Source organism: Actinomadura sp. 3N407 (assembly GCF_052245875.1).
Taxonomy (GTDB): Bacteria; Actinomycetota; Actinomycetes; order Streptosporangiales; family Streptosporangiaceae; genus Spirillospora.
The window spans coordinates 243890-256304 of record NZ_JBQQBP010000013.1 but is presented as its reverse complement, the minus strand read 5'-3'; the positions used below and the strand labels follow the sequence as shown (position 1 = coordinate 256304).

5 protein-coding genes are annotated in these 12415 nt (G+C 68.9%); 1 reads left to right on the top strand and 4 read right to left on the bottom strand.

Translation table 11 applies throughout. The annotated features are described in order from the left end of the window. Window positions 1–86 precede the first annotated feature (86 nt). The 3 genes from ACTWPP_RS30275 to ACTWPP_RS30265 all read right to left on the bottom strand — a co-directional run bounded on the left by ACTWPP_RS30275 (window position 87) and on the right by ACTWPP_RS30265 (window position 9122). Window positions 87–2378: a hypothetical protein gene (locus ACTWPP_RS30275; RefSeq protein ID WP_443107779.1), complete on the bottom strand. Its 2292-nt coding sequence runs from the start codon at window positions 2376–2378 to the stop codon at window positions 87–89. 114 nt (window positions 2379–2492) lie between these two features. Beyond that, the gene (locus ACTWPP_RS30270) at window positions 2493–6623 is read right to left on the bottom strand and encodes a LamG-like jellyroll fold domain-containing protein (RefSeq protein WP_443107778.1); all 4131 of its coding nucleotides are present in this window, start codon (window positions 6621–6623) and stop codon (window positions 2493–2495) included. Window positions 6624–7043: 420 nt separating this feature from the next. Then, window positions 7044–9122 (bottom strand): hypothetical protein, encoded by a 2079-nt coding sequence (locus ACTWPP_RS30265; RefSeq protein ID WP_443107783.1) that lies wholly within the window; start codon window positions 9120–9122, stop codon window positions 7044–7046. A 404-nt stretch (window positions 9123–9526) separates the two neighbouring features. Between ACTWPP_RS30265 and ACTWPP_RS30260 the strand changes: the two genes are divergently transcribed. Beyond that, window positions 9527–10783, top strand: a complete 1257-nt coding sequence (locus ACTWPP_RS30260) for a sialidase family protein (RefSeq protein WP_443107777.1) — start codon at window positions 9527–9529, stop codon at window positions 10781–10783. Between the two features lie 62 nt (window positions 10784–10845). Here the strand turns inward: ACTWPP_RS30260 and ACTWPP_RS30255 are convergent, their stop codons facing one another. Then, complete coding sequence (locus ACTWPP_RS30255) at window positions 10846–12375, bottom strand: sulfatase family protein (protein WP_443107776.1); 1530 nt, start codon at window positions 12373–12375, stop codon at window positions 10846–10848. Window positions 12376–12415 lie beyond the last annotated feature (40 nt).

The following is a 12415-nucleotide window of genomic DNA, read 5'->3' as shown; positions in this document are numbered from 1 at the left end:
TCATTCCGCGAACGGGTACCGGACCCCACTTGAGGTCCACATCGAGTACCTGGAGCGACAGCAAGCGGCGTAGATCTACCCGCAGATCACCCATCAGGACGCTGTCCGGAAAACGCGCGGCCCCTCACCACGTACTTGTGGAACCAGTCGGTGATCGGATCCTCACGTCCCGGGGGTGTCCAGATCACCGGCATGCAGCGGGTGGTGTTGGTCTCCGGCGTCGGCAGATTCGACAGGGAGCAGTCGGTGTCGGAGTAGGCGATGTCGATCTGCCCGCCGGCCTCGTCGTAGATGGCGCCGAGCCGGTAGCGGATGTAGGGCAGGATGTCGTCGCCGGTCTTGTCCAGCCGGTTGGGCATCTGGACGTGGTTGAAGGTGACCTTCGGCATCGTCACCGCTCCGCCGCCGTCGGTCGCGGGGTGGCCGGTGTGCTCGATCTCCTCCAGCAGCAGGTCGCGCTCGACGTCGGCCAGGCCCCAGTCGTGGTTCAGCGACCACGAGTCCACCGGGCGGTACCCCGATCCGTCCGACTTGAGGATCTGGGTCGTGACCTTGGTCAGCCGCTTGCGGGACCAGAACGTCGGCGAGACCGCCCCGTGGTCTTCCTTGCATTCCTGGCCGGAGTTGCAGTTCAGGTCCCACGGGACGTCCCACCACTTGTCGGGGTTGTCGCCGATCTTGGACGGGGCGCAGTCGAAGGTCGCGTCCGGGATGCAGCGCTCGGAGGTGGCGAAGGTGACCTGCGCGGGCGCCTTGGCGAACAGCGCGTCCTTGCGCAGCCCGTAGGAGATCGTCTTCAGATACCCGCCGCGCACGTAGGCGGTCTCGTCCTCGGGCTTGAGGTTGCGGCCGTAGTGGTTGGTCTCCTTGCCGTAGGTGTACAGGATGGCGTTGCCGCCCGGGTCGACGACGTAGTCGAGGTTCCACCGGTAAGCCTGCTGACACCACGAGCTCGCGAACGACGAATCGTGGCAGGGCTCCCCGGAGTCGTCGCCGAAGACCGGCAGGGTCCACGCCGAATTGGTCTCCGGTTTGCCGTCCGTCCATTCGGGAGCGCGGTTGAGACCGAAGTAGTACTGCGTTCCGTCGGTGGCGGTGACCTTCCAGTACTCTCCGTTGTCATCACCGTTGTTGTTCGAGGAACTAGTGAGCTTCTCGAACTTGGTGCCGTCGTCGTTCTTCAGCCGCCAGGTGCCGTCGGAGGCTTTGATCAGCTCTCCGCCCTTGCCGTTCCAGGCGACGGTCGCGTTGTCATACGCCCAGCACTGGTCACCGGGCGAGTTCCCCCACTGGTCCTTCGGGGCGCCGTCCTCCTTGCACGACTTGTAGCGGCGTTCGATGAAGCCCGGCCACAGGTCGAAGCCCTCCCCGACCCACGATGGCTGCCCATTGGTGTTGGCCGTGCGGCCGTCCACACTGCTGGAGGAATAGGAGACTGCGACCTTCGGTGTCAGCGCACCGGGCGCCGGCGGCACCCGCATCGGATACGACCACGAGAAGTCGCCGCCGCTGCCGCCCCCCTCCCAGGTCGCTGAAGGACTCAGCGAGGTCGCCTTGTAATCGCCCTGGGAACTTCCGGAATCCGCGGCAGCGGCCAGCAGCGTCGCGTTGCCCTGTGCAGCGGCCACGGTGGGAGAACCGGATTTGGCGGCCGGCTCGGCCTCCACTTCCACGGTCAGCGTCTTGTCCTCACCGTTGTTGGCCGTCTCCAGTGGAACGGGCGTGCGGCACTCCGGTTCGGCCGGGGTGGTCAGGGCGCACTGCGGCAACCGCATCAGCCGCAGCCGGGCTCCATACGCGCCGCCGAACGCCTGCTCGAACTTGGAATAGCCGAGCCGCAGCCGCACCCGGCCGGAGGTGCGTGCATCGGTGCGAGCCACGGTGAACGCCAGACCGTTCACACCCACAGCGCGAGCGGCATCACGGTCCAGGACCTGAACCCGCACCCGGTCCGCCCACTCCACGCGGCTCCGTCCGCGATTCTGCTCGCCGGGCGGCAGGATCTCGATCGGGAGGTCGCCCGCCTTCTTGGCACCGTGGTCCCCCCCGGCCGCGCGGGCAGAAGCAGGACCGGCCGGAACCTCGACCTCGGCGCTACCGGGTGCCGGCCTGGCCGTTCTGGCCGCCGGGCCCGGCTTGGTCGCCGGATCCGACTTGCGCGGCCTCACCTTCAGAGCCTTGCCATCGACAAGCTCTTGATGGTCCTCGACCGTGGGACGTCCGGAATTCGGCGGCTCGGCGAAAGCCGCCGGCGCCGACAGCAGCCCGGCCGGCATCACGACCGCCATCACGATCGCGGTCGCCCTCAGGAGCCGACTCCAGCCCAGCAGCAACACCTTGCCACGGCTGCGACCAGACACCTTCCGGCCAGCGTTCACGACATCCTCCAGCACACCAATCCGGAGCGGATCACGAAATCAGGGAGTCAAGGGGCAAGGGCGGGACCAGGTCCTTCGCCAGCTGAGGCTGCCGGGATGGGCCAGGCGGTCGGATCACGGGCCCGCCTCGGTCGGTATGTCGTCGAAGATCGCCAGCCGGGTTACCTGTTCTCGGGTCAGCGCACCCTGATACACCCAGATGTCATCGATGGCGTCCGTCCAGAACTCGGTACCGGACCCGTCCGCTGCCCCGAACTTGTTGCGCCCGACCTGCAAGACGGAGTTCTCAGTTTCGAAGCTTCGGACCTGGCCCTCCTGTGAAACTCCGTCGGAGGTCTCGTACAGCTCACCGTCGACGTAGAGGCTGACGCGATCACGTAGCGCGTCATAGACGATCGCCACGTGCATCCAGTCGTCCGGATCGAAATTTCCGTGAACGGCCACAAGGGGCTCGGCAGCGGCATCGTCACTGTTACGCATCTCGATCTGCCAGCTCCCCTGCAACTCAGGATCCTCACCTGGCACGTAGCGCAACGCGAACGCGTTGGCGCTCTGGCCAGCCTGAGAGAAAACGGTCACGGGTTGCTGAGGACGACCGACCGGGCGAACCCAGCCCGTGACCGTAAAGCTGCGATGAGTGTCCACCACCGACCCCGCGCTCTCAGCAAACGCCTTAGCCACGGGATCGAGTTGCAGACCCGCCGGTGCGGCCCAGCCGATTCCGGCACCCGCGACGATGGCCGCGCCGTTGTGCAGGGTGAGCGCAGGCGCACTGTCCGGTCCCTTGAACACGTCATCGACCGGCTCGCTGTTCAGCACCCATCGCGCCTTCAGCACCGGATGCTGAGTAAGCAGCTCCTCAACCTCCTGACGACTGACGATCCGGTCGTAGACCCGGACGTCGTCGATGAGGCCAGCCCAATGGTCGACGGGGTTACCGCCCCACTGGGAGCGCCCAATCTCCAAGCCACCGGTGGCCAGCCAGCGCGAGTCCACCACTGGGCTGTCGGTGCCCCGTTCACCGTTGACGTAGATCCGCAGCCGTTTGGCTACCGCGTCCCAAACCCCGACCACATGCGTCCACTCATCGGTCTGCGCGGGTTCCTTCGACGTCGCCTGGTACCAGCCGGGATCGTCACTGTCCTGCGCGGTTCGAGCGAAAACCCAGGTGTCGTTCTGCTCGACGTATTTGAGGTAGAAGCCGCTCTTGTACTCGCCGCGCGCCGACACCGCCGAGTAGTCCCCAGGACCCTCCGAGATCTTCGACCCATCCACCTTCACCCACGCCGACACCGCGAAACTGCGAAGGGTGTTGACCACGGGACGACCGGTGGCGGCGTACTGCTGGGCGGTGTTGTCCAACTGCAGCGCACCGTCCACCTGCCCCTCGGCGCCGAGGACGGCCCCATTGTGCACAGTGGCCGTGAACGGCGCGACCGGGCTGTACACCCGGGACTTGTCCGCCGCCTCATCCATGTTCCAGTGCGCCACCAGATCCGTTCCCGTGGGCACGGTTCCATCGGCAAGTTGCTGCGCCTGCGCGTCCGACAACGGTTGGGTGAACACCCGCACATCGTCGATCGACCCCGGCCAGTGGTTCGGATAGCCACCGTTGTAGAGGGCTCGGCCGATCTGCAATGGACCGTGCGTCTCCGGCGGGGCGGTAGCACCATTCGTGGTGGCTTGGAGGACTCCGTTCACGTAGAGCCGCGCCTGCCCCGCGGTCTTGTCGTACACGCCGATCAAGTGGCTCCACTCCCCCAGTGGAAGCGGGGTGTCATCCGCCGCCCACTGCCAAGACCCGCCACCCTGATCGTTATCGGCAGTCGGCCACTCGATATTGGCTAGACCGGCATCGTTCATCCCCAAGACGAAGCCACTTTGGGACGTCCCTGATTGGGCCAGGAGTTCTCCCTGCCGCTGCTCGGTGGGCTTGGCCCAGGCGGACACCGTGAAACTCTCGGTGGTGTCGACGATCGGCAGCGTGCTCTCGGCATACCCGTCGACGCCGTTCAGCGTCAACGCGGTGCCGTGCCTACCTTCACCGCCCAACGTGGCCGAGCCCCGCACCGACGCCGGGCGCCCCGGGCCCGTGGACATCACCGCGGTCGAACCGGCACCCTCATCCAACTTGAACCGCGCGACCGGGTCCGCGCCGGTGTTGGCGCGGAACTCATACGACACGGCCGGGCCGTTCTGGTTGGAGGGCGCGAACGCCTGCACGGTCAGCACGTTGGGGCCTGAACGGGTCGGGGCGATCTGCACCTGCCGGGCTGCGCCCGCGGTGGTGGGAACCGTCTGTGTCTGCTCGCTGTTCAGCGTGATCACATACCGGTCGGCGACGCCTTCGGAATCGGCGATGGTGAACGTCCCCGGCTCACCCACCCCTCCATGCCAGGCATCATCCTCCGGATAGTCGACCGAGGTGATGGTCGGCTCTCCCGGCACCGCTGGGTCGTAGTAGAAGTAGCAGCCGGTCTGGGCGCCGGCGTAGCTCCACGGGCCCCATTGCTCACCGTCCCAGGCCCGCACACCCCACCCGATCAGGGTCCCTTCCGGGATCGTGGACGGGAGTTTCTGCTGGTACTGGCTACCGAAGGTCTTGGCCGGTGTCAGCGCCGAGGTCCATTTCTCGCCCCAGTCCGACCCGTCGGCGTTGTTGGCCCAGTGCAGCGTGAATTGGCCCTGCACCTTGTTCTTGTCTTCGGTGTCGGGATCCCACAGGTAGGCGTACACCGTGGGGATGTCGTTGACGGTCTTGGCCTGGCCCTTGTCCACGCATTTGGTGCCGGGGTTGGCATACATCGAGTCAGTGTTGGGCTGGTACGGCGGGTTGTTGTACTGCACCTTCAGATACGCGTCATCGGCGAACCGCTTCCACCACGTCATGCTCGACTCGCTGTAGGCCTTCATCCCGAACGTGATCGAGCCGTGGCCCTTGTTCACCGCGTCCTGCACATGCGCACGCAGCTTCGCCCCGCCGAACTCCACCGGGGTCTTGGAGCAGTACGCCACATCACGCCAGGCCAGAAGCTCATCCCAGACCGAGGAGTTGTTGGTGTTGTTCCAGGTCGCGTACGACTGCAGCGTCGAAGTTCGCCACAGCTGCACCGCCGTCGGGTTGCTGCAGTTGTAGGCGTAAGTCTCGAAAGCGGTGAACTCCACGTTCTGGATATAGCGGCCCTTCACCGTCGGCAGCGGCATCCGGAAGAACAACCGCTTGGTCTGGTTCTTCACACAGTTGGGGTCCTTGGCCACCTCACAGCGGCCCACCCCCTCGGTCGACTTGCCGTCGAACTTGTAATAAGACTCGCCCGGCCACCCCGACGACACCATCCCCCAGCTCGACGCCTTGTTGGTCGTCCACACTGGATCGATGTACACCGGAAAACTGGTACCCGGCCCGGTCAGCAGCTTCTGGTCCGGGGTCAGCGTGACCTTGCCGCCGCCGACGGCCACATCGATCGACGCGGTCTTGGCGCCCTCCACCGGCCCCTCCGCCGGATCGGCCGACGGCTCCTGCCTCGCGCCGGCGCGGGATTGCGATCCCGGCGCGGGCCTGGCGCGGGAGGAGTCCCACATTTTCGGAGAAGGCGCCTCGAACATCACCTGACCCGACCCCGGATCGGTGGCCTTCAACACCCCGCTGCCCGCCTCCTCGGCCACCGCCAACCGGGTGGTCGACAGCCCCAGCGCCAACCGGGCCACCCGCGGATTCCGGGCCGCGGCGGCGGTCTTGACCACCAGCACGTGCGCGAAGCCGTCCGCCCGCGCCCGCAGCCGCAGATCCACCTCCGCGCCCGCCACACCCCGATACACCGCGGTGTCACCGTCCAGGACCGGCTCGGGCAACGATCCCGGCCACGACAACGCCAACCGGCGACCCGCCCGCGTCATCCGCACCATCGGACCGTCCCCGCCACCAAAGAACTCCAGCTTCACCGTCGACGCGCCCGGCACCACCGCCCCACCCGAACGCCGCAACGTGGTGTCGATATCCACCCACTTGCCGCCCCGACGTGCGCGAATCGGCTGCACACGCTCCTCGACCTCGATACGGCCATTCGGCAACGCCCGCACCGTACGGGTCTCCCCTCGCCGGGAGGTGATCTCCACCGGCTCACCCGACCGCCGCGCCTGCGCCACCGCCTTCTGCTCGGTCGCCGCCGTCTTCGGTTCATCGGCGTGCGCAGCCGCGCCCGGCACAACCGCCACTGGAACCTGCACCAAACCGGCGACCAGCACCAGAGGCAGAACACGGGCCGGCCACACCGGACGCCGCCACAACAACGAAGGCACAGCACCCGCACAACGGAACGCGACACCAAGGCCCATGAAAACCCCAACACAGGAGGGTTGCCAAAACGGCCATAACGTAACTCGACGTTCAGAAACGGGAAAGAGTCGATGTCGATCTTCTGGATATGATCTAGATCACCGTATTTTCGGGCGAGATCGTGTGATAACTTAAACGACCTTTCGCCGCATCCTCCTGGATGGCGCGACGATCAGTGACGATGCATATCCAATTCGAGGTCAGATTACTGACCAGATGTGGCCCTGATACGTCGGAAACCTCGACGTCGAGAGCACATCTGCCTCCGCGGACAGATAGAGCGGCTTGACACGACACGACGAGCCGGCATAGGCCTCGGCTCTCCGCTGTCAGGAAGAGGACGGGGGGTCGGCCTTGTGTCTGCCGTTCGGCTTCAGCGGCGGAACGATCCGGACGGGGCGCGTCCCCGCACCGCGCGGCAGCGCATGGCGGGCGCGCGACGGCTGCGGGAAGCGCGGGGCGGGGACGTCCGGCGGGACAGGGTCGGGGGTCGCGGTGTCCGGGGCGTCGTCGTTCGCCTCGTCCAAGACCTCTTGGTCGCGGCGCTCCTGTTCGCGCAGGTACTCCTCGAACTCCATCGAATGCGCGGTCGGCAGGGTGATGATGCCGGGGTTGGCGTCGACGAGCAGGGTGCGGCGGCCGGTGGCGCCGGAGTGCGTGAAGACCATGGCGGTCGGCGGCAGCTCCTGAAGCTGCGGCGGCTCGACCAGCAGTTCGCGGAACCGCTGCTTGGCCGGGGTGTCGTGGGCGCGGCGGCGGCCCTCGACGGTGCGGCCCCACGCGGTCGCGGAGCTGATGCCCTCCACGAGGGCGGAGTCGTCGGCGGCGGGCGCGGGCAGCGGTGACCAGACCGGGTCGGTGAGGCCGTCGCCGCGCGGGCGCGCGAACGCGACCGTGCTGGCGTAGGTCTCCCCCGCGACGTCGAACAGCGTCTCGCCCGCCGAGTCCGTGATCTCGGCGACGAGGAGGGGCTGGCCTGCGCCGATGTGCTCGGCGGCGACGCGGGCGTCCTCGGGGTTGCCGAGCCGCATGAACCCGACGGCGGCGTGCCCGCGCCGCCCGAGCCGTTCGCGGACGTGGCCGGGGATCGACCGGTACATCAGGACGAGCCCGGTCCCGGTGGCCTCGCAGGCGTCGATGAGGCGGTCAAGGACGTCCCCGCGCAGCTTTTCGGAGCCGCAGAGGAAGAGGGTGTGGTCCCAGCGGCCGCCGGGCGGCGCCTCCCTGATCCGGTGGGTCAGCGCGGTCGTGACGTAGGTGCCGAGGATCCGGTTGGTGAGGACGCCGGCGCGCCGGTCCATCGACACCACGTGCAGCCGGGACGGCGGGAGCCGCACCGGCTCGGCCGCGAGCTTCTCCAGCTTGCGGAGCTGCGCTTCGAGGGCCCAGGCGCGCCGGACGACGATCCGGTCGGTGGCGTCCCGGCCGAACAGCGTCGCGATCCGCTCGACCTGCTCGTCGGTGAGCAGGCCCCGGCGGAGGTCGTCGCGCGGGTCGCCGACCTGGGCGAGGACGCGCAGCGCCGCGGTGATCCGCGGGATCGTCGCGTCCGGCCCGAGGACCTCGATGAGCCGTTCCAGGATCGAGTTGTCGAACGACAGGTCGCGGGTGCCGCCCTCCTCCTCGCCCGCGCCGACGACCAGGGACAGCACGTCGGCGAGCGCCTCGGGGTTCAGGCCGCGGGTGACGTCGAGGCGCGGCAGGTCGGCGGGCAGCACCCAGACGAGCGGGTCGTCGCCGCGGTCGGCGGCGAGCCGCAGCAGGTCGTGCGCGACCGCGCCCTCGGACAGGTCGATGACGGTGAGGCGCGCGCCCACGGCGAGACGTGCCGCGCCCATGGTCGTGACGGCCGCGGACCATCCGGCGAGCGTCCCGCCGACGACGTCCACCCGGTCGACACCGGGCGGGACGGCCACCGGGTACCACTCGCGCTGGCTCTCATAGGCCGACTGGCGGCGCTCCCACTCCGACCTGGCCTCCGCGTACGCCTTCTCCGCCGCGTCGCGCTCCCGCTCGCTCGCGGCGCGCCTGCGCTCCTCCGCGTCGCGTTCGTGCGCGATCCTCTCCCGGACGCCTCGCTCGTCACGCCACAGCGTCCCGCCGGTGATGCCGATGATGACCGTGCACGCCAGCATCGCCACCCCGGCGAACGGCCACGGAACCACGCCGACGACGCCGCACAGCAGGAACAGGACGACGCCGCCGAGCGCGCCGCCGAACACGATCCGCAGCGGCAGGGCCGCCATGTGCTCGCCCGGCTGCCGCGCCGGCTGCGGGGCGGGGGCGGGTTCGGGTTGCCGGGGCCGGTCAGGTGGCGGCCCCGGGTCGGGGTGCACCTGCGCGTAACGCCAGCCCACATAGACGCGGTCGGCCTGTGTGAGCCGCGCCATCGCGGACTCGCGCGCCATGTCCGTCACGTCGAGAGACCCCTGGGAGTTGCGGGAATGATTGGAACGCCTGGGGGTTGCCGGGTTGGTTTCCTACACCACACAGAGTAAAGAGCTTGCCGCGTTCGTGCGTCTCGTTCAACGGAACAGGCCCACAGATGACCGACCGACCCCGCCAATTCGGTCACCAAGTCCACCTGCGGTAAAGATCGGACACCCCCCTTTCCGGCCCCTGACCGCATCCGGCCACTCCTGTACGGCGTGCCCCGGCCCGCTCGGGTCTCACCCGCCGCCCGGTCAGACCGGTAATGTCCGATGCCGGGGACGTCCACCGAGCGTGAGGAGCACGTGTGCCGTTGACCGGCCGGCCTGCGATGACGAGACACGGGCGGCCGTCGCGAGGACGCGGACGGATCGCGCGGGCCGTGGGCCCGCCGCTCGCCGCCGTCCTTGCGCTCACCGGCTGCATGGCCGCCGAGGACGGCGACGGGAGCGGCGGGGGCGCGGCGGCGGGAAACCCGGGCCGCCCCGGCCGTCCCCCCGCCTTCGCGCCCTTCGGCGAACGGCTGGTGGACGACCGCCAGGCCATGTACCCGAGGCTCGTCCGGCTGCGGGACGGCCGGATCGTCCTCGGGGTCGCGACGTCCACGGGCGACGGCGTCACCGACATGGCGCGGTTCTACGAGAGCACCGACGGGGGCCGCACATTCCGGACGCTGTCGGAGATCCTCGACCCGGCCGCCGCCGGGGAACGCGGCGGCTGCTGCGGCAGCCTGTTCGAACTCCCCCGGCGGCTTGGAGCCCAGCCCGCCGGGACCCTGCTGTGGGCGGGAACCGCCGGCATGAAGAACCACGCGCCGGGACGCCGCCCCGAATTGCGCGTGTGGCGCAGCGCCGACGGCGGCCGGCGCTGGAGCTACCTGTCGAACTGCGCGACCGCGGACGAGAGCACGCCCTGGAACCGGGGCCTGTGGGAACCCGAACTGGCCGTCGACGCGCGAGGCCGGCTGGTCTGCTACTACTCCGACGAGACGCATCCCGGCCACGACCAGGTCATCGCCGCGGTGGTCTCCGCCGACGGCGGCGTGACCTGGGGATCGAGAACGGTGATCGTGGCGCCCGGCGGGCACGATCGGCCGGGCATGCCCGTGGTGCGGCGCCTGCCGGACGGCACCTACTTCATGGCCTACGAGGTGTGCGGCCCGTCCGCGTCCTGCATGGTGCACTACCGCCGCTCGCCCGACGGCTGGACCTGGGGCGACGCCGCCGGACGCGGCACCGCCGCCCGTACCGCGGACGGCCTGGGCCTCCACCACGCGCCGACGGTCACCTGGATCCCCGGCGGCGGCCCGCACGGGACGATCCTGCTCATCGGCGGGCTCGTCCGGGACGCCGAGGGCGGGCTCTCACAGGAGGCCAGCGGCGCCACCATCTTCGCCAACACGGCGAACGGCGACGGCGTGTGGCATATGGAGCCCGCGCCGGTCCGTGTTCCGTTCCCGCCCCACCCCGAGCATTCGGACGTCGTCTGCGCCAACTACAGTTCGTCGCTGCTCCCGATGGACGGCGGACGGGGGCTGCTGGAGGTGGCGACCCAACGCGACGACGACGGGACATGCCGGGCCTACGTGGGCGCCTCGTCCCGGGCTCCCGCGCCCGCCGCGCCCGAGACCGGTGCCTAGCCCACGCAAGACAGGATCGGGATGCTCACGCGACCGGGGAGGGCTTCACGCGGCCTTGGCGTTCACAGGTCGCGGCATTCGGCGCCGGAGCAGGTGCGGTACGAGTTCACCAGCGACTTCAACTCCGCCTTCCGCGCCTCGGGCGCCTGCGCCCACATGTTCCCCAGCGCCCAGGGGTCCCGCGCGAGGTCGTAGTACTCGCGGTCGCCGTTCTCGTACTCGACGTACAGCTCGTTCGCCGTGCGGACGGCCTGGTACGTCGGCGGGTTGCCCCCGTACTTCTTCGGCAGGTCCGGGTCATCGTCGTTGTAGTTGGGGCCGAGATGCTCGATGAACGCGGTCGTCCGCCAGCCGGGGACCTGCCGTCCGTGCAGCAGCGGCGCCAGGGACCGCCCATCCGCCGACTCCGACGGCTTGAGCCCCGCGAGTTCCTCGAACGTCGGGCAGATGTCGGTGTTCTGCGCGAACCTCTTCTCGGTCCTCCCGGCCGGGACGCCGGGGCCCGCGACGATCAGCGGTACCCGGATGTCGGTGTCGTAGGCGGTCAGCTTCCCCTCGACGAGGCGGTGCTGCCCCAGGTGGTAGCCGTTGTCGGAGTTGAAGACGAAGTAGGTGTCGCCTCCCTCGCCCTTGGCGTTGACGGCGGCCTCCAGCGCGCCGACCATCCGGTCGATCGACTGGACGGACCGCACCCGCTCGCGAAACGACTTGTCGATGGCGCGGATCGTCCGGGGCCGCAGCCTGGGGTACTTGCGCAGCCAACCCGGCTTGTCGGAGATATCCGGCTCATTGAATCCGGGTGTGCGGGGCGCCTTGACCGTGCCGAATTTGCGGGCGTCCTCCGGCGCGGGCGTCGCCGGGGCATGCGGCGTGAAGGTCGACATCTGCAGCATGAACGGCTGCTCGGCGTCGGCGGCCCGGTTGATGAAGTCGACGCCCTTGGCGCTGATCACGTTGGTGAGGTAGTCCTGCGGCGCCCGCCCATGGTGGGTGAGGGTCCCGTTGCCGTTCAGGTGATAGTTGTAGTTCGCGTAGCCGAGCCCGGTTACCTGCCATTCCGTCCAGCCGGGCGGCACGTAGGTCCGGGAGGAGCCCTGCTGCTTCGTGGTCTCGTAACCGTTCATGTACTTGCCCATGAGCGCCGTGCGGTAGCCGGCCTTCTGCAGGGCCACGGCGAACGTGTTCTGCTCGTTGCCCCGGTCACGGAAGACCTTGAATCCGCCCGTGGGCGGGTCGTTGCTGCGCACCCCGGTGTTGTGCGGGTACTTGCCGGTCAGGATCGTGGCCCGGGACGGACAGCAAAGCGTGTCGGCGACGAAGTAGTTGGAGAACGTCATCCCCCGTTTCTTGAGCCGCTTGACGTTCGGCATGTAGTCGACCAGATCCCACGACAGGTCGTCGGTGAGGATGTAGACGATGTTGGGCCGCTCGGCCTGCTTCCCGCCGGTGGGCGACACCCGTCCGCCCTTGCCGTCCTCGGCGTCGCCGGAGCTCCCGCCGTGCGCGCATCCGGCGAGCACCAGCGCACCCGCCAGCAGCACCGCCGGCAGCGATGCGGCCCGCCATCGTCGTCGCGGCTTGGCGCCGAGCATCACAGTCCCTTCAGGCCGGCGGCATGTCGATCAGCGGTAC

Excerpts from the sequence above, each read along its gene's own strand:
- ACTWPP_RS30265 (WP_443107783.1), bottom strand. The coding sequence starts at position 9,122 with ATGGCGCGCGAGTCCGCGATGGCGCGGCTCACACAGGCCGACCGCGTC.
- ACTWPP_RS30255 (WP_443107776.1), bottom strand. The coding sequence starts at position 12,375 with ATGCTCGGCGCCAAGCCGCGACGACGATGGCGGGCCGCATCGCTGCCG.